Annotated in this window: 24 protein-coding genes and 1 pseudogene; 11 read left to right on the forward strand and 14 right to left on the reverse strand. The window is 66.8% G+C overall.

Features of this window, described 5'->3' with window-relative positions; translation table 11 throughout:
- The 4 genes and pseudogenes from AC5RUF_RS10975 to AC5RUF_RS10990 form a co-directional block, all read right to left on the reverse strand.
- Positions 1 to 542, reverse strand: a pseudogene (locus AC5RUF_RS10975) (hypothetical protein); the annotation flags it as partial.
- Positions 526 to 1,086 carry an RNA polymerase sigma factor gene (locus AC5RUF_RS10980; protein ID WP_494130578.1) on the reverse strand — a complete coding sequence of 187 codons (561 nt, stop codon included), beginning with the start codon at positions 1,084 to 1,086 and terminating at the stop codon, positions 526 to 528. The gene AC5RUF_RS10980 and the pseudogene AC5RUF_RS10975, both read right to left, overlap by 17 nt.
- A 194-nt stretch (positions 1,087 to 1,280) precedes the next feature.
- Positions 1,281 to 2,087: a carbon-nitrogen hydrolase family protein gene (locus tag AC5RUF_RS10985; RefSeq protein ID WP_494130579.1), complete on the reverse strand. Its 807-nt coding sequence runs from the start codon at positions 2,085 to 2,087 to the stop codon at positions 1,281 to 1,283.
- A 39-nt stretch (positions 2,088 to 2,126) separates the two neighbouring features.
- Positions 2,127 to 3,245: an NAD(P)-dependent alcohol dehydrogenase gene (locus AC5RUF_RS10990; protein ID WP_493997703.1), complete on the reverse strand. Its 1,119-nt coding sequence runs from the start codon at positions 3,243 to 3,245 to the stop codon at positions 2,127 to 2,129.
- A gap of 122 nt (positions 3,246 to 3,367) precedes the next feature.
- Between AC5RUF_RS10990 and AC5RUF_RS10995 the strand changes: the two genes are divergently transcribed.
- On the forward strand, positions 3,368 to 4,363 hold the full coding sequence (locus AC5RUF_RS10995; protein ID WP_494130580.1) for a DUF2804 domain-containing protein: 996 nt from the start codon (positions 3,368 to 3,370) through the stop codon (positions 4,361 to 4,363).
- 45 nt (positions 4,364 to 4,408) lie between these two features.
- Here AC5RUF_RS10995 and AC5RUF_RS11000 read toward each other — a convergent pair whose 3' ends face one another.
- Together AC5RUF_RS11000 and AC5RUF_RS11005 are read right to left on the reverse strand one after the other, a co-directional pair.
- Positions 4,409 to 6,007 (reverse strand): tetratricopeptide repeat protein, encoded by a 1,599-nt coding sequence (locus AC5RUF_RS11000; RefSeq protein ID WP_494130581.1) that lies wholly within the window; start codon positions 6,005 to 6,007, stop codon positions 4,409 to 4,411.
- Positions 6,004 to 7,353, reverse strand: a complete 1,350-nt coding sequence (locus tag AC5RUF_RS11005) for an ATP-binding protein (RefSeq protein WP_494130582.1) — start codon at positions 7,351 to 7,353, stop codon at positions 6,004 to 6,006. The genes AC5RUF_RS11000 and AC5RUF_RS11005 overlap by 4 nt, the downstream gene beginning before the upstream one ends.
- A gap of 108 nt (positions 7,354 to 7,461) precedes the next feature.
- Between AC5RUF_RS11005 and AC5RUF_RS11010 the strand changes: the two genes are divergently transcribed.
- On the forward strand, positions 7,462 to 8,007 hold the full coding sequence (locus tag AC5RUF_RS11010; protein WP_494130583.1) for a CueP family metal-binding protein: 546 nt from the start codon (positions 7,462 to 7,464) through the stop codon (positions 8,005 to 8,007).
- A 68-nt stretch (positions 8,008 to 8,075) separates the two neighbouring features.
- Here the strand turns inward: AC5RUF_RS11010 and AC5RUF_RS11015 are convergent, their stop codons facing one another.
- Positions 8,076 to 9,365, reverse strand: coding sequence for an adenylosuccinate synthase (locus tag AC5RUF_RS11015; protein ID WP_146359322.1), 1,290 nt, complete (start codon positions 9,363 to 9,365; stop codon positions 8,076 to 8,078).
- Positions 9,366 to 9,583: 218 nt separating this feature from the next.
- Here AC5RUF_RS11015 and AC5RUF_RS11020 point away from each other — a divergent pair, with 218 nt between their 5' ends.
- From AC5RUF_RS11020 to AC5RUF_RS11030, 3 genes are all read left to right on the forward strand, one after another.
- The gene (locus tag AC5RUF_RS11020) at positions 9,584 to 10,192 is read left to right on the forward strand and encodes a hypothetical protein (RefSeq protein ID WP_494130584.1); all 609 of its coding nucleotides are present in this window, start codon (positions 9,584 to 9,586) and stop codon (positions 10,190 to 10,192) included.
- 402 nt (positions 10,193 to 10,594) lie between these two features.
- Positions 10,595 to 11,065, forward strand: a complete 471-nt coding sequence (locus tag AC5RUF_RS11025; RefSeq protein WP_494130585.1) for an excalibur calcium-binding domain-containing protein — start codon at positions 10,595 to 10,597, stop codon at positions 11,063 to 11,065.
- 57 nt (positions 11,066 to 11,122) lie between these two features.
- Positions 11,123 to 11,824: a class F sortase gene (locus tag AC5RUF_RS11030; protein ID WP_494130586.1), complete on the forward strand. Its 702-nt coding sequence runs from the start codon at positions 11,123 to 11,125 to the stop codon at positions 11,822 to 11,824.
- Between the two features lie 246 nt (positions 11,825 to 12,070).
- On the opposite strand, the gene AC5RUF_RS11035 is transcribed toward AC5RUF_RS11030, so the two are convergent.
- The gene (locus tag AC5RUF_RS11035; RefSeq protein WP_494130587.1) at positions 12,071 to 12,688 is read right to left on the reverse strand and encodes a GyrI-like domain-containing protein; all 618 of its coding nucleotides are present in this window, start codon (positions 12,686 to 12,688) and stop codon (positions 12,071 to 12,073) included.
- Between the two features lie 285 nt (positions 12,689 to 12,973).
- Between AC5RUF_RS11035 and AC5RUF_RS11040 the strand changes: the two genes are divergently transcribed.
- Positions 12,974 to 13,498, forward strand: coding sequence for a CGNR zinc finger domain-containing protein (locus AC5RUF_RS11040; RefSeq protein WP_494130588.1), 525 nt, complete (start codon positions 12,974 to 12,976; stop codon positions 13,496 to 13,498).
- 67 nt (positions 13,499 to 13,565) lie between these two features.
- On the opposite strand, the gene AC5RUF_RS11045 is transcribed toward AC5RUF_RS11040, so the two are convergent.
- From AC5RUF_RS11045 to AC5RUF_RS11055, 3 genes are all read right to left on the reverse strand, one after another.
- The gene (locus AC5RUF_RS11045; protein WP_494130589.1) at positions 13,566 to 13,994 is read right to left on the reverse strand and encodes a DUF3151 domain-containing protein; all 429 of its coding nucleotides are present in this window, start codon (positions 13,992 to 13,994) and stop codon (positions 13,566 to 13,568) included.
- Positions 13,994 to 15,013 (reverse strand): class II fructose-bisphosphate aldolase, encoded by a 1,020-nt coding sequence (gene fbaA / locus AC5RUF_RS11050; RefSeq protein ID WP_493998763.1) that lies wholly within the window; start codon positions 15,011 to 15,013, stop codon positions 13,994 to 13,996. The genes AC5RUF_RS11045 and fbaA overlap by 1 nt, the downstream gene beginning before the upstream one ends.
- A 103-nt stretch (positions 15,014 to 15,116) precedes the next feature.
- The gene (locus AC5RUF_RS11055) at positions 15,117 to 15,806 is read right to left on the reverse strand and encodes a helix-turn-helix transcriptional regulator (protein WP_494130590.1); all 690 of its coding nucleotides are present in this window, start codon (positions 15,804 to 15,806) and stop codon (positions 15,117 to 15,119) included.
- 90 nt (positions 15,807 to 15,896) lie between these two features.
- Here AC5RUF_RS11055 and AC5RUF_RS11060 point away from each other — a divergent pair, with 90 nt between their 5' ends.
- Positions 15,897 to 16,625, forward strand: a complete 729-nt coding sequence (locus AC5RUF_RS11060; RefSeq protein ID WP_494130591.1) for an alpha/beta fold hydrolase — start codon at positions 15,897 to 15,899, stop codon at positions 16,623 to 16,625.
- Between the two features lie 66 nt (positions 16,626 to 16,691).
- On the opposite strand, the gene AC5RUF_RS11065 is transcribed toward AC5RUF_RS11060, so the two are convergent.
- Positions 16,692 to 17,360 carry a TrmH family RNA methyltransferase gene (locus tag AC5RUF_RS11065; RefSeq protein WP_494130619.1) on the reverse strand — a complete coding sequence of 223 codons (669 nt, stop codon included), beginning with the start codon at positions 17,358 to 17,360 and terminating at the stop codon, positions 16,692 to 16,694.
- A gap of 146 nt (positions 17,361 to 17,506) precedes the next feature.
- Here AC5RUF_RS11065 and AC5RUF_RS11070 point away from each other — a divergent pair, with 146 nt between their 5' ends.
- Positions 17,507 to 18,259: an HAD-IIA family hydrolase gene (locus tag AC5RUF_RS11070; RefSeq protein ID WP_493997027.1), complete on the forward strand. Its 753-nt coding sequence runs from the start codon at positions 17,507 to 17,509 to the stop codon at positions 18,257 to 18,259.
- A gap of 6 nt (positions 18,260 to 18,265) precedes the next feature.
- On the opposite strand, the gene AC5RUF_RS11075 is transcribed toward AC5RUF_RS11070, so the two are convergent.
- Entirely contained in the window at positions 18,266 to 19,324 is a 1,059-nt protein-coding gene (locus AC5RUF_RS11075; RefSeq protein WP_493997021.1) for an alpha/beta hydrolase, read from the reverse strand.
- The gene (gene pyrE, locus AC5RUF_RS11080; RefSeq protein ID WP_493997022.1) at positions 19,305 to 19,874 is read right to left on the reverse strand and encodes an orotate phosphoribosyltransferase; all 570 of its coding nucleotides are present in this window, start codon (positions 19,872 to 19,874) and stop codon (positions 19,305 to 19,307) included. The genes AC5RUF_RS11075 and pyrE overlap by 20 nt, the downstream gene beginning before the upstream one ends.
- 124 nt (positions 19,875 to 19,998) lie before the next feature.
- Here pyrE and nadE point away from each other — a divergent pair, with 124 nt between their 5' ends.
- The 3 genes from nadE (at position 19,999) to AC5RUF_RS11095 (ending at position 22,588) form a co-directional block, all read left to right on the forward strand.
- Complete coding sequence (gene nadE / locus AC5RUF_RS11085) at positions 19,999 to 20,820, forward strand: NAD(+) synthase (protein ID WP_494130592.1); 822 nt, start codon at positions 19,999 to 20,001, stop codon at positions 20,818 to 20,820.
- 107 nt (positions 20,821 to 20,927) lie between these two features.
- Entirely contained in the window at positions 20,928 to 21,731 is an 804-nt protein-coding gene (locus AC5RUF_RS11090) for an exodeoxyribonuclease III (protein ID WP_493997024.1), read from the forward strand.
- A 2-nt stretch (positions 21,732 to 21,733) separates the two neighbouring features.
- A complete protein-coding gene (locus AC5RUF_RS11095; RefSeq protein WP_493997025.1) occupies positions 21,734 to 22,588 on the forward strand; it encodes a DUF8083 family protein in 855 nt (284 codons plus the stop codon).

Genomic DNA, 22,588 nt, shown 5'->3' on the forward strand with positions numbered 1-22,588 from the left:
TGGGCCGGCGCGGGAGGCACGACGGTCTCCGGTGCCACTGCGGCAGGTGCGGGCGCGGCGGGTGCAGGAACCGGAGGATCCGGCTCGGCGGCAGGCTCGGCTGCCTCCACGGCTGACTCCACGGGTGCATCCGCTGTGCCGGCTGCTGCCTCCGGTACCGCCGGTTCCGGCGTCGGTTCCGGTTCCGGCGTCACGCGTTCAGGCGTGGGGGCGTCCTCGGGGGTAAAGCTGATGGCCGGAGCCGGATCCGCCCGGACCAGGAAGTCCGGGTTGGCAGCCACGCCGGTGGCGCCGGCGGCCATGGCACCCAGCAGGGCGGCGCTGAGGATGATGCCCCGTCCCCGCTTGGATTTGGACGCAAGGGGCACGGGCGTCCCGTCCAGCAGGGCAGCCAGTTTTCCGGAGGGCTCCGGCGCCTCGGCGTGGGCCTGCCCGCGCAGGGCGAGGAGCGCCTCCATCAGTTCGGGGGATTCCTCCACACCGGTTTCCGCCAGGAGGCCGCGGACGTGGAGCTTGTCCTGCGCGTCAGGATGCTCGTTCATTGTCCGGTGCCTCCTTCCGTTCCAGTTGGCTTTTCAGTATGCCCAGTGCGCGCCGTTGGAGCTGCTTCACCGCTCCGGGAGTGCGTCCCATGATTTTGGCCGATTCATCAATGGACAGATCCGCCACCACTCGCAGCAGCAGCACTTCCTGCTGCTGAGCGGTCAGTCCCTCCAGCAGGGCCGAGACGCCGGCACCGGCACCCAGTGCGCTGTCCTCAGCGGATTCCATGGCACGGCTGTCGAATTCCGGCTCAAACACCGCGGTGACCGGCTCGCGTTCCCGCCGCCGTACGTCGTCCACCATGCGGGAGTGTGCAACGGAGAAAGCGAAGGTGCGGGCTCCGCGGAGTCCTCCGGAAAGCGTGTCGAGCTTGTCGAACAGCGTCAGGAACACTTCCTGGGTCAGTGCCTCGGGATCCTCGCAGCCCTTGGACCGGAGGTAACCAAGGATGCCGGGCGCGAAGTCGTCGTAGATTTCCCGCAGTGCTGCCGGTTTCCGGGCGCGCGCATCACGGAGCGTCTGCTCAGTAAGCGCTGCGGCCACGACGGATCACTTTCCTTGGAAGCGGGGTGGTCCAAATGCTACCTTGCCCGCAACCGCAGACGCATGTGCAACGGCCGCACCGATGCTCGTTGGGGGGATAAGCCTCGGCGCGGCCGTTACAAACAGGTAATCGACGGCGGGTACGAAAAAGTTACGCGACTTGGAAAAGTTTTTTCCGCGGCCGTCACCGGGACCTATCCGGCGTCGATAATCCGCGTATTTCCGGCGAACCGGCGGTTCTTCAGTACCGGCAGGAACTCGCGGACCTCGTCGATGCGCCGGCGGGTCACCTCCGCAGTCACCACGGCTTCACTCTCCTCTTCCAGCGAGGCCTGCGGCACGCCCATGGGATCCAGGATGGCGGAGTGTCCCACGGTGTGCCGGCTGGAGGTGCCGGCCGCCGCCACCCAGAGGGTGTTCTCGATGGCCCGGGCCTTCAGCAGCGTCTCCCAATGGTCAATCTTGTGCTCACCCTTGAACCACGCCGCCGGGACCGCCAGCAGATCCGCATCCTGGTCGGCGAGCGCCCGCGCCAGTTCCGGGAAACGCAGGTCATAACAGGTCATGACCCCCACCCGCAGGCCCCCGACCTGCATGACCTTCACGCCGCCGTCGCCGGGCTTGATCCGTTCGGATTCGGCGTAGCTGAAGGCGTCGTACAGGTGCAGCTTCCGGTAGGTGTCCGCGATCCGGCCGGTTCCGTCAATCAGCACCAGGGTGTTGTACGGCCGGTCCTCGCCGCTGGATTCGTACCCTCCGGCCACGACGGCGATCCCCAGTTCGGCGGCCAGCAGGGACAACTGCTGCACAAACGTGGTCCAGGAAGCGTCCACGGCGGCACCCAGCGGGCCCTCGACCTTCCCGATGCTGAACATGGATTCCTCGGGGAAAATGATCAGTTCCGATCCTTCGGCCCTGGCCTTGCCGGCCAGGGCCCGCATGGTTTCCAGGTTCTCCCGGACCTCGCCGGAAGGGCTGAACTGACCAACGCTGACTTTCACTGCGGACCACCTTCGCTTCGGGCTGAACTGTTCCCCAGCCTAGACCAGGTCCTCGAAGTGCAGCACGGGCTTCAGGACACTGCCGCTCTTAGCCGCAGCCGCGGCCTCATTGATGTCCTTGAAGGAATACCGGGTGATCATCTTTTCCAGCGGGAACCGGCCCTGCTGCACCAGGTCCACCAGTGCGGGCAGGAACAGCTGCGGATTGGAGTCGCCCTCGGTGATCCCGAGGACCTGGCGGCCGTTGAGCATAAAGTTCACGTCCAGGCTCATGGTGCTGCCCGCCGCGGGGGCGCCGATCAGGCCCAGTTTGCCCAGCGGGGCCAGTGCGGCGGCAGCGGTCTCCGCGACCTTGGTGTTGCCGGTGGTTTCCAAGGCGTGGGTCACACCGAAACCGCCGGTAAGTTCCATCAGGGCTTCAACGGCGTTGGTGCTCCCGGAGTTCACGATGTCGGTGGCACCCAGTTCCTTTGCCAGCTCCAGACGGGAATCCACCAGGTCCATCACGACAATCCGGGTGGCAGGTGAGAGCGCGGCAGCCATGACGGCGGCCAGGCCCACGGGTCCGGCGCCGAAGACAGCCAGGACGGAGCCGGGTTCGGGCTTCAGGACGTTCAGGACGGCTCCGGCGCCGGTCTGGATGCCGCAGCCCAGCGGGGCCAGCAGCGACAGGTCTGCCGCCGGGTCCACCTTGGTGACACCGCGCTCGTCGGCCAGGACCAGGTTGGCGAAGGATGACTGGGCGAAGAAGTGCCCGTGCAGTTCCGTTCCGTTTTCACTGAGTGTGGCGGTGCCGTCCGCGCGTTCGCCGCCGAGCAGGTTCCGCGGCAGGAACTCGACGCAGTAGGCGGGGTGGCCGCCGCGGCAGTTGCGGCAGACACCGCAGCTGGTAAAGGTCAGCAGCACGTGGTCGCCCGGCTGCACGGAGGTGACGGAGCTGCCGACCGCTTCAACAATGCCGGCTCCTTCATGGCCCAGCACGCCCGGGAGCGGGAACGGAATGTGGCCGGCCTGCACACCCAGGTCGGTGCCGCAGACACCGCTGGCGACCACGCGGACCAGAACCTCGTCCGGCCGCGGATCATCCAGGGTCACCTCGGTGAGTTCGAAGGGCTGGTTGGTGCCGCGCAGGACGGCGGCTGTGGCGGTGCTGGTCATGGTGTATCCCTTTCCCGGCCGGAACGGGACGCCCACGGTGGTACCCGGGGACTGTGGGGGGCTCCGGCACGTCTGACCAGCCTACGCTTCCCGGGTTGAACCCTCCCCTAGACTTGGGCGGCATGGATGAAATCACCTCCCCCGTTGACCTGGGTTCTCCTGCCGGCGTGCTGAACCCGGCGGCTGTGGGCTTTTCCCGCCGCCCGATGCACCGTCCGGTGGTCCCCGCCGGCATCCGGGGCGGTTGGCGGACCAAGCGCTGGGAATACTGGGGCATCCTCACCCCTGAACTCGCCGTCGGCCTGACCATCGCCCATCTGGACTACGCCGCGACGCTGCAGCTTTATGTTTTTGAGCGCAGCACCGGCAAGGAGATCATCGCGGAGCCGCTCAAGCTCGTGCCCTCGTACGCGGACGTCTCACTCCCGGACGCACTGCCGCCGCTGACCGCGTTCGGTTCCTTCGGTGGATCCTCGCTGCGCTTCCACGACGCCGACGGCGGCACCCGGCTGCAGGCCTCCTCGCCCCGGGTCACCGTGGACGTGTTCGCCGAAGCGGGCGGCGATGTGCTGGGCGTGGTGGTGCCGTGGTCAGCCCGGCGCTACCAGTACACGCTGAAGGACGTGGCCCGCAGCGTCACCGGCAGCATTAGCGTGGACGGCCGGGAATATCCCGTGGGTGGGCCGGAGTCCTTCGCCGTGTTGGACCGCGGGCGCGGTCGCTGGCCGTACTCACGCCGGTGGAACTGGGGCGTGGGGGCCGGGACCGTGGACGGAACCCGCCTCGGGCTGCAGTTCGGCGGCAAGTGGACCGCAGGCACACCGGCCACGGAGAACGCCCTGATCGTGGACGGGCACCTGCATCATTACGACGGCGAACTGGAGTTTGACTACGATCTGGCGGACGCGGCGTCGGCCTGGCGGGTGCACGGACCGTGGATCGACGCCGAGCTCAAACCCTTCCACCGGCGCGTCGCGGCCACCAACGCCGTGGTGATCAAGGCACAGACCTGGCAGGCCTTCGGGACCTGGACCGGAACGGCCCGTACTCCGGACGGCACCGAGTATTCGTTGGACGGGCTCGGAGGCTGGATTGAGGAGGCCCGCAACCGCTGGTAACTCCGCCGGTGTGTGCCCGGGCCCGCTTCAGTTGCCGGGCCGGGTTCAGTTGCCGGGCACCGGGGGAAGGGTGATCTGCGGCAGCGGTATCGGGGTGAGCGTGAAATCGGGCTGCGGGACAGGGCTGAAAGTGAAATCCGGCTGCGGGACCGGTACCCCTGCATCCCGCTCCGGCGCGTCCGGCGACGGCGGCAGCGGTTCGGGAGTGCCACCGCGAACGAGCAGGAGGCTGCCGCCCAGGGCGAGAGCTGCCACTATGGCCACCACGGCACAGACATACTTGGGCGAGGAACGGCCAGCCCGGCCGACGAGGGCTGCCAGCAGGGCGGCCCTGCCTCGCCAGGTCGAGGGCACGGCCGCACCCGGCAAAACCGCGCTTCGAATGAGCCCGCCTAACAGGATCGCGCCGGCCATCAGCGCCAAAGCCACCAGTGACGCCCCGGCGTAGGCGAGGCGGTCCAGGTGGACCAGCGCCAGGAGGGACACCAGGCAGCCCAGCAGCACCAGGCCCGTACTGCTTTTCCGGCTGGCCGGACGTTCATATCGGATCCCCGCCGGTTGGCCGTCCCATCCTTCGGCTGTGAGCAGCAGCTGGTAGCCGATCACGGCGGGCACGGTTGCGGCGGCCGTGGTGGCAAGGGCCCACCGCAACGGATCCCCGGTGCCGGCGATCGCTGCGAGCAGCGTTCCGGCAGTAACGGCCAGCATCCCCGCAACGACAAGCCGCAGGCCGGTTCCGGCCAGCCTGCTTTGCTGCACCAGCTCCTGAAGGTAGCCCTCGGGGAGTTCGTCCCGGAGCGTCCGGTAGTACCGGCGGGACCGCCAGGCAAACAGGAAGGCGAGGACCACGGCCACGGGGACCGTCCCGCCGTCGGCCGCTGCCGGCACAAAGGCGGCCGCAAAGCAGAAGGTGACCACCTGCAGCCACGGCCGCAGCGCCAACCGGCGCAGGCGCGCGAAGGCCTGTCCCCGCAGCTGCCACTGCAACCGGTGGTCCATCGGATCCCTTGAGAGCAGCGAGCGCAGTACTTCCATCTCATTACCCACAACTGCTTCTCCGCGGGACATGCTTGTGCCCAGCACCAGGAGCTTGCGGTTGTCCGGATCAACGGCGAGCCCCTGGGCCAGGTAGCGGGCCGCGTCCTCGCGCTTGCGCAGGGCTTCGCTTGCCTGGGCCGCGAGCCAGTGGAAATCCCCCACTTCGGCATCAAGGCTCAGTGCCGTTGCAGCAGCATCCAGCGCCTTGCTCCACGCGACGTCGCCCGCACCGGCTTGGAAGGCATAGATATACCCCAGCCAGTAGTGGTTCTGCGCCTCCTCGGGGTGCAGTTCCACGGCACGCGCTGCCGCGTCCACCGCCTCCACCTGTTTCCCCTGGTAAAACAAGGTCACACCCAGGTTCACCCAGCTGGCGTCGTTTTCCGGTTCCAGGGCCACTGCACGCCGGGCCGCGTCCTCTGCATCTGGCCATTTCTGTGCGGTCAGGCAGGCCCGGCAGAGCAAAAACCAGATCCATGCGCTGTCCGGATGGTGCGGCAACTGCGTCCTGACCAGTTCCAGGGCATCGTCCACCCGGTTGGCTGCCAGCAGCGCTTCAAACCGCAGTTCAACGAGTGCCGGCGCCAGTACACCGTCCCCGCTCACAGCATGTTGCGCGAGCGCAGGTATTCAGCCAGGTCGTTGTACCGGCCGTGTTCGTTGCTGAATTTCACCACGTTCCGTGAGGACTCCAGCCAGGGCAGAACCGACGGGCCGATTTCCCCCAACGCCTTCTCCATGTGCTCCATGGTGATGGGACAGATCCGGTTGGCGGAGATGGATTCCATCATGGCCTTTTCCGCCGCCGTCACGCACAAGTGCTCAAGGTCGGCGCCGGAGAACATCTCGGTTGCGGTTGCCAGCTGCTCGAGGTTGATTCCAGCCAGGGGGCGGTCCCTGAGGTGGTATTCCAGGATGGTCGTCCGCGCCTGGAAGTCCGGCGGCGTGACCAGCAGGGTGCGGTCCAGGCGGCCCGGACGCATAAGGGCCTCGTCCAGGTCCCAGGGGTGGTTCGTTGCCGCCAGGAGGTACAAACCGTCATTGTTGCCAGCCATTGAGTCCATTTCGATCAGCAGCTGGTTCACCATCTGCCGGATTATCGCGTTCCGTCCGCCCAGGCTGCTGCGCTTCATCCCGATGGCATCCACTTCGTCCAGGAACAGGACCGTGGGTGAGTGTGCCCTGGCCGAGTCGAAGATGGCTTTCAGGTTGCGTTCGGTAATGCCCAGATAGGGGTCCAGGATGTCCGTCATGGTGGCGGACATAAACACGGCACCGAGCTCACCGGCCACGGCCCGCGCCAGGAAGGTCTTTCCGCATCCGGGCGGCCCGTACAGGAGCAGACCGCCGCGCAGGGACTTTCCAAAGGCCTTGGCCAGCTCGGCGTTTTTCATCGGCTGGAGGAAGGATTCATCCAGGCGCTTCTTCACCGGTTCCAGCCCGCCAACGTCCTTCAGCGTGATGGGAGAAACCTCCGGCTCCAGAGCGGCACTGCCGCCGCCGTCCTCCCCGATCAGCTGCGGTTCCTTCACAAACGGCGGCGGAACATCCGAGTCGATTTCACGTTCCGCCCGCGTCCAGTCAAAGGCGGCCGATCCGGGCTGGGTCTCCGCATCGGGCTGCTCGGTGCCAGGCTGCACGGCTGCAGGGTCTCCGGATTCGTTTGAATCGTTTGAATCGACGATGCCGGGCAGGGCGGGCTCTCCGGGGGCCTGTCCGGCGGGGCGACCGGGCCCGCCGGCAACTGCGGTCATGGCCGCCACGGTACGGTTCAGCAGGGCGAGGGCGGCCGGATCGGTCGGATCCTGGCGCAGGATCGTATTCGCTTCCCCAATGGCCTCGGAGTAGCGGCCGGCGTCGAGCAGCATTCCGGCGACGTGCAGCCGGAGCGCGGTATCGTCCGGACTGGCTTCAACCGCCCGCTTCAGGCTGGACAGCAGATCCTCGTTCATAAATTCCTCCCCCATGCACGCGGCACCGTGCCAGCTACATCCTGCCACGCGGCCACCGCAGGCAGGAGGATTTACGTGCGTCCCGGCGCCCGCGGCTAGGCTGGCCGGATGAAGTTTTCTCGTCTGCTCCTGCCCGCCTCGGTCCTGCTTCTGGTCACCGGCTGTGCCGCAAGCAGCGGCTCCGGCTCCGCGCTTCAGGAGTTCGGCCTGCAGGATGCGGACTCCCGGCACGTGATCGAGCGGCTGGACAAAACCAACGAGGACCGGGGCACGCAGCTGAACGCTTCCGTCACCTATGACGCCGTGGTGCTGCAGGAAGACGGCAAGGAGTCCATCCTTCCGATGCCCGAGGACGAGTTTTACCTTTCGGTGGCGCCTTGGAAGGGCACCACCCACGAGTGCTTCAACCACAACCTCGTCGGCTGCCAGGGTGAACTGTCGAACGTCCCCATGGATGTGCGGATCACCGATGCTGCCGGCGAGGTGCTGGTCGAGGACGCCGTGCGGACCTATGACAACGGCTTTGTGGGGTTCTGGCTTCCCAAGGACATCACGGGGACGCTGGAAATCACCGCCCCGCAAGGCAGCGTGGCGGCCGGCTTCAGCACCTATGCGGACAGCCCCACCTGCATCACTACGCTGCAGCTGGGGTAGCAACGCTTAAACGACGCCGGGGACGATGCGCGCGTGCGCATCGTCCCCGGATCGGTTTGTGCCGGGACCTATTCGTTGATCAGGTCCCGCACCACAATGGTCTGGTCCCGGTCCGGGCCCACGCCGATGGCGGAGAACCGGGTGCCGGACATCTTTTCCAGCGCCAGCACGTAGTTGCGGGCGTTTTCGGGCAGGTCCTCCAGGGTCTTGGCCCCGGTGATGTCTTCGGTCCAGCCGTCGAAGTACTCAAAGATCGGCTTCGCGTGGTGGAAATCGGTCTGCGTCATCGGCATCTCGTCAAAGCGCACGCCGTCGACGTCGTAGGCCACGCAGACCGGGATCTTCTCGATGCCGGTGAGCACGTCCAGCTTCGTCACGAAGTAGTCCGTGAAGCCGTTGACGCGGGATGCGTGGCGGGCCAGGACGGCGTCGTACCAGCCGCAGCGGCGCGGACGGCCGGTGTTCACACCGAACTCGCCGCCGGTCTTCTGCAGGTACAGGCCCATGTCATCGAAAAGCTCGGTGGGGAAGGGGCCGGCACCGACGCGGGTGGTGTACGCCTTGATGATGCCCACGGCCCGGTTGATCCGGGTGGGGCCGATGCCCGAACCGACGGATGCGCCGCCCGCGGTGGGGTTCGAGGAGGTGACAAACGGGTAGGTGCCGTGGTCAACGTCCAGGAACGTGGCCTGGCCGCCTTCCATCAGGATGACCTTGCCCTCGTCCAGGGCCGTGTTCAGCTCGTAGGTGGAGTCGATGACCATGGGGCGCAGCCGGTCCGCGTAGGAGAGGAAGTACTGGACCATCTCTTCGGCGTCCACGTCGCGGCGGTTGTAGACCTTCAGCAGCAGCTGGTTTTTCTGCTTCAGGGATCCTTCCACCTTCTGGCGCAGGATGGATTCGTCGAAGATATCCTGGACGCGGATGCCCAGCCGGGCCACCTTGTCCATGTAGGCCGGGCCGATGCCGCGGCCGGTGGTGCCGATGGCACGCTTGCCCAGGAACCGTTCGGTGACCTTGTCCATGACCTGGTGGAACGGAGCGACCAGGTGTGCGTTGGCGGATATGCGCAGCTTGGATGTGTCGGCGCCGCGGGACTCGAGCCCGTCAATCTCGGCGAAGAGCGCCTCGAGGTTCACCACGCAGCCGTTGCCGATCACGGGAATGGCGTTGGGGCTGAGGATGCCTGCAGGCAGCAGCTTGAGTTCGTATTTTTCACCGCCGACGACGACGGTGTGGCCGGCATTGTTTCCGCCGTTGGGCTTGACGACGTAGTCAACGCGCCCGCCGAGCAGATCGGTGGCCTTACCTTTACCTTCGTCGCCCCACTGGGCGCCGACGATGACAATTGCTGGCATGGGATCCTCCCCCATTAGTTACGGCCGGGAGCTGCGTGGTGCAGATCCGCTACCGTGCATGAGAACGCCCCTGGACCTGCCGGTCAATCCGTAACGGCAAACCTTTGTGCAGGTTGCGGGGCTCTTACCTGCCAAGTTTAGCCGATCACGCTTTACCTTCCCCGGGATACGACATGGAAGGGAGTATTCCGGGCACTGGCGCGGGTACGGTGGGCGCTATGGACCGATTCCGCGGGTACATAGCCGGACTGGGCACCGCCTCCGGCACGCGGCTGGTAGTGGGGCATTGGACGGACTCCCCGCTGGGTGCCTTCACCGATGTGATGGCGGAGGACGACGCCGGCGTGCGGACCCTGCTGGCGCCCTCCGAGGCGGTGGCGGAGTATGTGGGCAGCACCTACCGGTTTGACCGGACGGTGGTGGCGCCGGTGGACACGCAGCTGGATGCCGCTGACCCCGCGGCGGGCGTGCTTCGCGTGGCGGCCGGGCCGCTGCGCCTGGACATGGCCCTGGGCCCGGTGACGTTCCTCGGGCGGCTGCTGGAACACGTACCAGGACCGCTGGCGGTGTCCCCCAGGTGGCTGCGGATGATCAACCCGGTGGCCGGGCTGCTGGTGCCGGGAGTGCAGACGGCGGGGTCTGCGGGCGGCGGACGGAGGGAGTTCTACGGGGCTCGCTCCATCCGGTCCCTGACCGGCATTACGGCAGCCTGGGACGGTACGGATCTGGGTCCGCTGCACCGGATCGAGCCGCCGGTGAAATTTGGCTTCAGCTCCGTTCCGGCCACCCCGCAGATTGTCGCGGTAACCACCACCATCCTGCCCTGAGGTGCGCGTCGCCTTCATAGTGCAGTTGATGCTGTCTGGCCACACTCCGGGCAGCATCTACTGCACTATGAACACCCTGGCGGGCCGGCGCAGGCAGGATTCCCCACAGTTTGGGAAATCCCCTACGGTTTGGGTATTTCCTGCCACTGCGCAGCGCAGGGATTTCCCAAACCGGTCGATTTTTCCCGGAACGGAGCTTTTAACCTGCCTGACGGCTCTCAACAACCCCATGCCCCCGTCCAGAGCTGTTGCCCGAGGACAACTTTTGCCCACACGAACTAATTGGCGGTTCGACGGACCAAAATCCCCCTATGGGGAAGCGCCCCGGCTGTGCGGGTACCTAGGCTTTCAGCGTCATCCAACTCCTGGATGCCCTCCTTTACTCAGAAAGCAGGGAATCAGATGAAAAAGACGACAGCAGGCCTCACTTTCGCGGCCCTTACCGGGTTCGGACTCCTTTCGGCAGGACCGGCGATGGCCGCCGGCCCCGGAGGTGGCGGCGGTAACGACGGCGGGGGCGGCCACCCAAAGCCGCCCTACGTCAACTGCGACGAAGCAGCCGCGGAAAACGTGTACAACATCCCTTCCACCCACCCGCGCTACGGTGCCCATCTGGACAACGACATGGATGGCATCGGCTGCGAAGATTCGACCAAGCCGATGGCTGCGGTGTCCGCACCTCAGGGCCACATGGATGCCAACGGCACCTGGGTTGTCCCGCAGGTGGATAAGATGCCCGCCGGCGGGGCCAACACCGGCATCACCCAGGCACCCGAGGAATCCAACGCCGGAATCCTCGCACTGAGCGGCGGCCTGGTGCTGGCGGCCGCAGCGGGCGGAACCTACGTGGTGCGCCGGCGCCGGACCGCCTGAGCGAACCGGAAAAGGGCACCCCATGGCAGGAATACCCGGCAACCGGAACGTACCGGCATGACCGGCCTGACCAGCACCCGCAGGGTCGGCCGCCGCAGCAGCCTTCGGGCCGCTGCGGCGGCTGCCGTCCTGCTGCCCGCACTGCTGGCCACCGGCTGCAGTGCAAACGGTCCGGACGCCGGGAATCCCGGGCCGTTGACCGCCCCCTCCGGCACGACCCGCCCGCAGGTCTCTTCACTGCCGGCCACCCCGGCACCGCCGTCCGCACCGGCAGCCCCGGCGGTGTCGCTGCCCGAGTCCGCGCCGGCGTCGTTGGCCATCCCGGCCATCGGAGCGGAGTCCAAGGTCATCCGCCTGGGTCTGGATGACCAGGGTGCCCTGGAGGTGCCTCCCGGAGCACCGGGATCGCCCGCCGGTTGGTACGAGCACTCCCCCACCCCGGGGGAGACGGGACCGGCGGTGTTCCTCGGCCACGTCAATGCCGAGGGCGGCGGACCGGGAATCTTCGCGGACCTGCGCCGCCTCGCACCCGGGGACCGGATCAATATCCTCCGGGAAGACGGCAGCACGGCCGTGTTCGCAGTGCAGGCAGCCGAGCAGTACGCCAAGGATTCATTTCCCACGCAGAAGGTCTACGGCAACACCGCAGGTCCGGAGTTACGCCTGATCACCTGCGACGGTTATGACCCCAAGACCGGCCGCTTCGATGACAACTACGTGGTCTATGCAGCCCTGGCCCCGGCCGCCAGCCCTGAATGAGACCCGGCCCGTGCACTAGTGTTTATTCTCCGTAGGGGCGGCACGGCGCCGTCGAAATGGGGGGCAGCACAGTGACATCGGCGGAGACCCGCGGCAACATCGCGGGAAAACCGAAAAGTGGCGGGCCCGGTACGGACGCGGACCGGTTGTAGTTCCCCTTCTGCTCGTGGCCATGGGGATGTTCGAAACGCTTTTCACGGCAGCCTCCGTGCCGGTGCACTATCTCTTCGCAGAGAAGGGCCTGAGTCAGGCCGGCCGCACCGGCTGGCGCAGCACCGTGCGCAGCTTCTGAGGGGCCGTACGGCGGGGGTCGTTGAGGTAGACCTCGTGGTGGTCGCCGTTGAACGTCAGCTCGTGCTCAGGCATCCAGATGTGGTGCAGCCGCGCGAGCACCGGCGCCTCGTCGTCGTACGGGCCGGTGAACAGGATCTGCGCCGACAGCCCTTCCTCCAACGGGAGGAGCCGGACCCGGTCCAGCCCCGGCGGGTCCTTCTTTGCGGCCACGGATTCCACCGCTTCCTCCACCATGACGGCCGTGATCCACTCCGGCTGCGCCAGCAGCATGGTCCAGTCCCACGAGTCCTTGTCGCCCCGGACAAAGACCTCCGGGTCGGCCGCCCGCCACAGGCCCTCCAGCGGAGCCACGGTGAAATCCTGCTCCAGCTCGCTCCTGGACCGGAACTTCAGTGTGTAGGCCACCGGATACAGGCATTCCAGCGCCTGCACGTAGTCCTCGGAAGTGTTTGGGTTGCCATGTCCGTCCACGGCCAGGTACTGGAGAGGCGGCACCTGCACGAGCGTGAAGTCCCGGCGCCCCGGCGAGTAGAGCTCGGGGTAGGACTTCCGGAAATCGAACTTATCCATGCCCGCACCGGCCTTTCGCGTCGGGTCCAGCCTAGGCGCCTTCCCCGGCGGTGCACTACACCCCTACTACCCGGCTGATACCCGCAGGAACAAGCTGTGCCTGGGCCTGCAGATCCACCCGCCTTACCCGGCACTACGTACACCGGACATAGAGAAGGACGCCGGCGGATACCCGGTGGCGGGATTCCGTCATCCAGGAATGTTCGTGGCTGACGTCAGCTACTTGGAGATCGTGGTTCGAGACCGGGCTGATATGCATGGACCCAACAATGCTGTAATGGCCTTATGCATCTCAACCCTTACGGAGAATACGCCGTACTGCTGGCCGCGTCGCTGGCAAACGACTGGCCGGGCAGCCGGGAGGCGCTGGTGGAGCGGACCCTGGAGGCCGGCATGACCATGACCTTCCCTGCCCGCCCGGACGATCTTCCGCGCACCCGCACCCTCATCAACGAGTGGCTGGCAGTGGTGGATACATCTGATCCGGAGGAGCGGGCGGCGCTGCTGAACGCGCAAATGGCCGACGCCGCAGCCTATCCCCGGCTCACGAACCACGACGGCGAAGGCTGGCACCTGCACTACCGCGACAATGACGAATCGCTGCCGTCGGTGCTGCGGGCCATCATCAGCGTAGGCACCTCCCTGCATCTGGTGACCCGGGGCATGCACCGGCTCGCACGGTGCGCCGCGGAACCGTGCCGCAAGGTGGTCGCTGACGTCACCCGTAACGGCAGGCAGCGGTACTGCTCGGTGCGCTGTGCCAACCGTGCGGCCGTGCGTCGGCACCGTTCCCGCACCGCAGCCGGATAACGGCCGGCAGAGGGCAGCAAAAAGCCGGCGGCCCCCGCAGCAGGGACCGCCGGCTTTCACCGGATGCCTAGACCGTCTGGCCTTCGATGGCTGCCTTGGCCTTCGGGTCGGAGTCGTCGAGGAATTTGCGGATCCGGTCCACTTCCTCGGTTTCGCCGATGGCTGCGGCTGCGCGGCCCAGCGCGTACAGCGAGCGCAGGAAGCCACGGTTGGGGACGTGCGACCACGGGATGGGCCCGACGCCGCGCCAGCCGGCACGGCGCAGGGCGTCCAGCCCGCGGTGGTAACCGACCCGGGCGTACGCGTAGGACTCCACGTTCTGGCCCTCTTCGAACGCCTCATCGGCCAACGCGGCCCAAACCTGCGATGAAGTGGGGAACCGAGCCGCGAGGTCCACCGGTTCGTCTCCGGCCTCGAGGCGGGCGACGACGTCGCTCTCCTCCGGCAGGTAGGTGGCGTCGGGGCCGAGCAGGTTCTTGCGGAATTCGTCTGACATTAGAGCGCCTTGCCTGCCGATCCGAGGTTCTGTGCTGCTTCGACCACGCGCGCGGCCATGCCCTTTTCGGCGGAGGCACCCCAAACGCGCGGATCGTACTGCTTCTTGTTGCCCACTTCGCCGTCTACCTTCAGCACGCCGTCGTAGTTGCGCAGCATGTGGTCCGCCACCGGGCGGGTGTAGGCGTACTGGGTATCGGTGTCGATGTTCATCTTGATGACGCCGTAGGAGACAGCGTCGGCGATCTCCTGGGCGGAGGATCCCGAACCGCCGTGGAAGACCAGGTCGAACGGGCGGTCCTTGCCGATGGAAGCGCCGACCTCGTCCTGGATATCCTTGAGGATTTCCGGGCGCAGCTTCACGCCGCCGGGCTTGTACACGCCGTGCACGTTGCCGAAGGTCAGCGCGGTGATGTAGCGGCCCTTGCTGCCGTCGCCGAGGGCTTCGATGGTGGCCATGCCGTCCTTGACGGTGGTGTAGAGCTTTTCGTTGATGGCGTTCTCCACGCCGTCCTCTTCACCGCCCACGGTGCCGATTTCCACCTCAAGGATCATCTTGGCCGCTGAGGTGCGGGCCAGCAGTTCCTGGGCAATGCGGAGGTTGTCCTCCAGGGTTTCGGCGGAGCCGTCCCACATGTGCGAGTTGAAGATGGGGTCCTCACCGCGCTTCACGGCGGCTTCGGAGGCGGCCAGCAGCGGCAGGACAAAATCTTCGAGCTTGTCCTTGGGGCAGTGGTCGGTGTGCAGGGCAATGTTCACGTTGTAGCTCTTCGCTACTTCCTTCGCATACGCGGCAAAGGCGAGGGAGCCGGTGACCATGTTCTTCACGGAGGCTCCGGACCAGTAGGCCGCGCCGCCGGTGGATACCTGCACGATGCCGTCCGAACCTGCCTCGGCGAAACCGGCGAGCGCAGCGTTGAGGGTCTGCGAGGAGGTGACGTTCACGGCCGGATACGCAAAGCCTCCCGCCTTCGCTCGGTCGATCATCTCGGCATAAATCTCCGGGGTTGCAATAGGCATGCTCACTCCAAGGTCGATTGCGGCAGGGCCGGGCCCTCATTGGCTTCCTACATCCTAGTCACAAGTACCCTTGCGGCATCAGGTGGCGCTGCAGGTTAAGGGCCTACGTGTCCACCGGCCTGGCGTTCGCCGGGGGTTCCCCCACCTCTTCGACGGTGTGGCCGCTGCAGGCGGTCCGGGTGACGCTGGCCCGCTCGATGCGCGGTACGGCAAACCATCGCATTGCGTTGCGCAGCCGGCACCACCCAACGAGGTACCACTTGCCGTTGGTGGAGGCGAACAGCACTGGCTCGACGTCGCGGGTGGTGGTGCTGCCGCCCGCCGACGTGTAGCGGATGCGGACCACCCGCTGCTCCGCCATCGCCTCCTCCAGGGCCGACCGGACCGTCCGCGGCGAGGAGGGTGCCGTGTTGATCCAGACCCGCCCGGCCAGCTCGGCAGCCCGTGCCCGGGTTCCGGGGTCGAGGACATCCATGACCTTCCGCGCTCCGGCTGCGGCCAGGTCGGCGTACGGGGCGTCGGAGGCAGCGGTAACCGCTGCCATGAGTGCCACGGCCTGCGCCGGGGACAGGCTGACGGGCGGCAAGGACGCACCGGTGGCCAGCCCGTAGCCTCCGCCCGGTCCCGGCCGGGACCACAACGGTGCCCCGCTCCGCTCCAGCGCATCGAGGTCTCTCTTGATGGTCCGCACGGACACGCCGAACTCATTCGCCAGGCGCTCCGCGGAACAGCCCCGCGTACCGTTCCGGCGCAGCATCTCGGACACAGCGTGGAGCCGCTCAGTCCGCTTCATGCCCGCCTGCGCAAATTCCTGCTCGGGAATGCAGATTCATGCCATAAATAGTGACATACACCTGTCTGCCGGGGATGCGAGAGTCGTCCCATGACTACTACTGCAAGCCGCCCCGCCATCCTCCTGATCTCCGGCCACTGGCTCGGCGCCTGGGCCTGGGATGAAGTCCGGGACCACCTGGCCACCGACAGTTCCCCTGTGACCGCCCTGACGCTGCCGGGCCTCCACGGCGACGACCCCGGGCGCGCGGAACGGACGCTGAACGATCAAGCCGAGGCTATCGGAGACGCCGCCGGCCGCCACGGTCAGCCCGTGGTGATCGTTGCCCACAGCGGGGCAAATTTCCCGGTCAGCCTCGTCCTCGACCGGCACCCTGAGCTGGTCCGACGGGTGGTGTGGGTGGACTCCGGTCCCGTGGCGACCGGCAGTGTTTTTGCCCCCGGCCTTCCCGAAGACCTGGCGGAGCTGCCGCTGCCCCCGTTCGACGCCCTTGGTGCCCAGGCCAGCCTCGAAGGCCTTAGCCCGGAGGTGCTCGAACGGTTCCGGGCGCGGGCGGTTCCGGAGCCGGGGCCCGTGCTTCGCCAGCCCGTTGAACTCACGAACGATGCCCGCCGTTCGGTCCCGACTACCCTGGTGTGCTGCTCTATCCCGAGCGAACAGGTGCTGGAGCTGGCCCGGGGCGGAAATCCCATGTTTGCCGAAACGGCACACCTGGAAAACGTCGACACCGTCGACCTCCCCACCGGGCACTGGCCGATGTGGAGCCGTCCCCGCGACCTGGCCGGGGTTATCGACGCGGCGGCCTCGCGAGCTGGCTGAATAAAACCGCAGGAAGGGGCCTGGGCGCACTCGGCCGGCCCCTTCCTTCGATGACGGGATGGCCCGTTAGCCGACTTTCTGGCCGAACACATGCCGGCGGATCCAGCCGTGCATGGCGATGGCGGCGGCCGACCCGGCGTTGATGGACCGGGTAGAGCCAAACTGGGCGATGGACAGGGTGGCGTCGGCGGCCGCATGGACCTCCGGGCTCAGGCCGGGGCCTTCCTGTCCGAACACCAGCACGCAGTTTTCCGGCAGCTCATAGGTTTCCAGCGGCACGGAATCGGGGAAGTTGTCGATCCCGATGATGCGCAGGCCCTCGCCGTGCGCCCAGGCAACGAAGTCCTCCACCGTCGGGTGGTTGCGGATGTGCTGGTAGCGGTCGGTCACCATGGCGCCGCGGCGGTTCCACCGGCGTCGTCCGATGATGTGCACTTCCCGAGCCATGAACGCATTGGCCGTGCGCACCACCGTGCCGATGTTGAAGTCGTGCTGCCAGTTCTCGATGGCGACGTGGAAGGGATGCCGCTTGGTGTCCAGGTCCGCGACAATCGCCTCGTGTTTCCAGTAGCGGTATTCGTCGACGACGTTGCGGGCGTCCCCGTTCGCGAGCAGTTCCGGATCCCAGTGGTCACCTTCCGGAAGCGGGCCTTCCCACGGGCCGACACCGATCTGGTGCGTGGGTGCGGTTTCTTCTGCGGCGTCATCAAGGGGTTCGCGGGGGCTGCTGTCTATCACCCTTCCAGCCTAAGGTGAAAGACTGGCTGTGCCCGCCGCGGCGCCGGCTGGAACGCCAAGCTGTGTGCGGGGACACCAGGCAATGCTGTGAGAAATGGGAGACCGTGGGCGAAAACGAGAACATTGAGTGCTGGCTGACGGACATGGACGGGGTCCTGGTCCACGAAAACCATCCGATTCCGGGTGCTGCGGAGCTGATTGACCGCTGGGTGGCAACCTCCAAGCGGTTCCTTGTCCTCACCAACAATTCCATCTACACGCCGCGGGACCTTGCGGCACGGCTGCGGGCCTCCGGCCTGGAGGTGCCTGAGGAGAACCTGTGGACCTCCGCCCTGGCAACGGCTGAGTTCCTTAAGGACCAGGTGAAGAATTCGGGTGCTCCCGGCCGTTGCTTCGTGGTGGGCGAGGCGGGTCTGACGACGGCGCTGCACGAGGCGGGCATGATCCTCACGGACACCAACCCGGACTATGTGGTGCTGGGCGAAACCCGTACCTATTCCTTCGGCACCATCACCAAGGCCATCCGGCTGATCCTGGGCGGCGCCCGCTTCATCGCCACCAACCCGGACGTTACGGGTCCCTCGCAGGAGGGCGTGCTGCCGGCCACCGGCGCCATTGCCGCCCTGATTACCGCAGCCACCAAGATGGAGCCGTACATTGTGGGCAAACCCAACCCCATGATGTTCCGCTCCGCCATGCGGAAGATCGATGCCCATTCGGAAACCACGGCCATGATCGGTGACCGGATGGACACCGACATTGTGGCCGGCATCGAGGCGGGCCTGCACACCGTGCTGGTGCTCAGCGGCATCACCCAGCGCGAGGACATCAACCGGTACCCGTTCCGCCCCACCCAGATCATGAATTCGGTGTCGGACCTGATCAACACCATCTAAGGCCGGCTACTCCTCGGCCTCTACACCACCTGCGGGGGCCGGGTCGTAGAGCCGGAGCACGTGCCGGACAACATCCACATAGATGTCCGGGTTCCACTGCGGGCTGGCGTGGGCGGGACGGGCGTTGCCGGTGACCAGCGAGTTGGTCAGCATGTTCTGGCCGAACGCCGCCGCCCACGCCTCCCGCGCCGCCGCGTAGTTCACGGTGGTGTCTGCCGGATTGCCGATGAAGGCGGCTTTGGTGCCGCCCAGGGCAGCCGTGAAGCGCTTAGCCGAGAAGTGGTAGATATACGACGCCTCGGACTGGATCAGGGTACTGGAAGGCGCCAGCGGGGACAGCTGGGCCAGTGTCTGCTCGCCGATGGTCCGCCAGGAGCGTTCGTCCTTGTGCATCACGCGCTCGCCCAGTTCGTAGCCGCCGCGCAGCCCCAGCGGCACCCGGTAGCCGGCGTCGTAAAGGAACACCGCACCGCGGAACATGGCCCGGTCCAGCACGTCGTTCCGTCCGGACGGACTGGAATCCAGGATGATCAGTTCCACGCTGACGCCGCGCTCGCGCAGGCCGGCCGCCACCTGCACGGCAACCATCCCGCCGAAGCTGTGGCCGTAGAAATAGATCCGTTCCAGCCGGCGCTCGAGGATATACCCGTGCACCGCATCCAGGATGTCGCCCACGTCCAGGCCCAGGTTGGAGTAGCCCACCGCCGCCAGCTGTCCCTTGGCAGACAGAGCCGGGCGCAGCGAGCCGAGAATCCACCGGGTTTCCTCCCAGCTGGTTTTGTACCCCGGGAAGAGGAACCACATGGCGCGGGGGAAACGCCGTTCGGCGTCTGCGTCCGGCACCCGGAGGATTTCAAGTTCCTCCCGGTAGCGCTGGATCCGCGACGTGATGCCCAGATCGGCAGCGAGCAGCAGGCCGCCCAGGGATCCGGCCAGGAACCGGCGCCGGGATACGCGGTGGAGGTCCGCCGCCGCCCGGAGGAATTCCCCGGGGTCCTTGCTGTTCTCCGGCTCCTGCGGGCCGGTGCCGGGCCGGTTGCCGCGGCTATTCGAGGCCGAGTTCATCCTTGCCGAACGCAAACAGGTAGGGCACTCCGGCCTCGGCTTCGATCCGCTCCTTCGCGCCGGTGTCGCGGTCCACGATCACGGCCACGGCCACTACGTTGCCGCCGGCCTTCCGGACGCCTTCGACGGCGGTCAGGGCGGAGCCGCCCGTGGTGGACGTGTCTTCCAGGACCACCACGTTCCGGCCGGAGACATCCGGGCCCTCCACCTGGCGGCCCATGCCGTAGGACTTCTGCGCCTTGCGCACCACAAACGCGTCCACTGCCCGGCCGGAGCGGGAGGCCGCGGCCATCAGCGCGGTGGCGACGGGGTCGGCGCCCATGGTCAGGCCGCCTGCGTTGGTGAACTCGATGCCGGCGCCGTCCAGCAGGTCCAGCATCACCTCACCCACCAGGGCGGACGCTTCGTGCTGCAGCGTCACGCGGCGCAGGTCAATGTAATAGTCCGCTTCGGCGCCGGAGGACAGCACCACCTTGCCGCGGACCACCGCCAGCTCCATGATCAGGTCCAACAGGCGGGCACGGGCGGGAGCAATCGCGGGCGATGTCATGGCTTAATCCTAGCCAGTTACCCGCTCCGGAGCGGTTTTACGCATCTTTGCGACGCCGCTGCCGCGAACTCCGCGCGCCGCTGGCGCGGGCACGGGCTCCGGCTGCGGATATAGGCTGTGGTCCATGCGTGAACTACAAGAGGAAATCATTGCCGAATTGGGAGTTCAGCCCACTATTGATGCGGCCGCGGAAATCCGCCGCCGGGTGGACTTCCTCAAAAACTACCTGCACGCCTCGCACACCAAGGGTTTTGTGCTGGGCATCAGCGGAGGTGTGGACTCCACCCTCGCGGGCAAGCTGGCCCAGATGGCGGCGGACGAGCTGACGGCCGAAGGGACCGAAGCCACGTTCATCGCCCTGCGCCTGCCCTACAAAGTCCAGCATGACGAAGAGGACGCCCAGGCCGCCCTTGAATTCATTGCCCCGTCACAGTCCCTGGTCTATAACGTGGGCGCGGCCGTGGACGGCTTCGAAGACGAGTACGTCAAGATGACCGGCGAGAAGATCACGGACTTCAACAAGGGCAACATCAAGGCCCGGGTACGCATGACCGCGCAGTACGCAGTGGCCGGGCAGCACAACCTGCTGGTGATCGGCACCGACCACGGCGCCGAATCCGTCACCGGATTCTTCACCAAGTTCGGCGACGGCGGCGCGGACATCCTGCCCCTTTCCGGCCTGGACAAGCGCCAGAACCGGGCACTGCTCGCAGAGCTCGGTGCCCCGGAGAAGCTCATTGCCAAGGCACCCACCGCCGATCTGCTCGATGACAAGCCCGGTCAGACCGACGAGACCGAGCTGGGCCTGACCTACGACACGATTGACGGCTACCTGGAGGGTGAGGACATCCCCGCCGACCAGGCGGAGAAGATCGAGGCACGCTTCCTGATGACCCGGCACAAGCGGACCGTGCCCGTCACGGTGGCCGATACCTGGTGGAAGTAGCCCGTCCGCACTGATCCGCTTCGCAAACGGCGCCGCGGCGCACGGTCCCGGAACGGACCGGTCCGCGGCGCCGTGTGGGAGCGGTCGGGATTGGGTAACGTAGCAGTGTGAAGATTGCTACCTGGAACGTAAACTCCATCCGCGCCCGAGCCGACCGCATCGAGGCCTGGCTGCAGCGCTCCGACGTCGATGTCCTGGCCATCCAGGAAACCAAGGCGAAGGACGAGAATTTCCCCTGGGAACTGTTCGAAAAGAACGGCTACGAGGTGGCGCACTTCGGGCTGAGCCAGTGGAACGGCGTGGCCATCGCCTCCCGTGTTGGCCTCGACGACGTCGAGCGCACCTTCCCGGACCAGCCGCACTTCGGCAAGACGGCAGACACCACTGTGGCGGAAGCCCGGGCCATCGGCGCCACCTGCGGCGGCGTGCGGGTATGGAGCCTGTACGTGCCCAACGGCCGTGCAGTGGATGATCCGCACATGCCCTACAAACTTCAGTGGCTGAAGACCCTCAAGGACCACGCCGCAGAGTGGATCACCGCCGACCCCTCACTGAACCTGGCGCTCATGGGTGACTGGAACATTGCCCCGCAGGATGACGATGTGTGGGACATCGACTGGTTCCGCGCACAGAACGCCACCCACATCACCGAACCCGAGCGGCAGGCCTTCAAGGACTTCCTCGACGCCGGCTTCACCGACGTGGTCCGCCCGTTCAACCCCGGCCCGGGTGTCTACACCTACTGGGACTACACGCAGCTGCGCTTCCCCAAGCGCCAGGGCATGCGCATCGACTTTGTCCTGGGCTCCCCCGCGCTGGCCAAGCGCGTGACCGGCGCGGTGATCGACCGGGAAGAGCGCAAGGGCAAGGGCGCCTCCGACCACGCTCCCGTGATTGTGGAACTGGACTAGCCGTGGCGCGGCATCCGCAGCAGTCGCTGTACCGGACCTTCCCGTTCGTGTCCTACCTGCGGGTCTACGAACCGCTGGATGCGTTCGATGACACCCAGCAGCTGGCCATCATGGAACAGCGTGCCCGCGGACGCCACGAAACCGAGGTCCTGGAACGCACCGACGCCGTCCGCCGGCTGGTGCGGGTGGTCTCAGACCCGTTTCCGCACAACGCCACGGACCTGGTGCGGGTGCTGCACTATCCCGCCCAGGAGGGGGTGACCAACCGCCTGTACTGCCCCAACCAGCTGGCCGTGCGGACCTCCCTGGCGGCTGAGTCCCTCGGCGAGTCCATCCGCGGGCCGCTGGTGGACGTGCTGGTGCCCGAAGTGGCCCGCGAGGCGCATGCGGCCCGTCTGGACCCCGATTCCTTCGCCGATTCACTGGCCAAGCTGCACACCCGCTCGGCCACCTGGGGCGTGCCCTTCGGCTGGTTTGTGCTCCTGCACGAGGAAGACCACACCGAAGTGGTGGAAGACGAAGGCCATGTGCAGACCGTGCGGCTCTCGGCCCCGGTGCTGCAATGCATCGAACGGGCCCGCGCCGCCTCGGCGTCGCTGGCCCTGGCCGCACCGGAGCTGGACCTGCTGGACGAACTCGCCGAGCTCACCGCCTGGCTGGAGGTCTTTGACCCCGATGCCGTGCTGGAACTGGACTACGGACCGGTGGCGGACCTGGTGTTCCCCGACGACTCGCCCTCGGATGTCCGGCTGGGGATCGAATCCCTGGCCGACGGCGACATGACCGGCGCCGCGGCTGCCTACCGGCGCCTGGCCTCCCGCTGGATTCCCATCCGGCAGCTGGCCCGGGCGTCCTAG

It is taken from the genome of Arthrobacter sp. Y3224198, assembly GCF_059090025.1.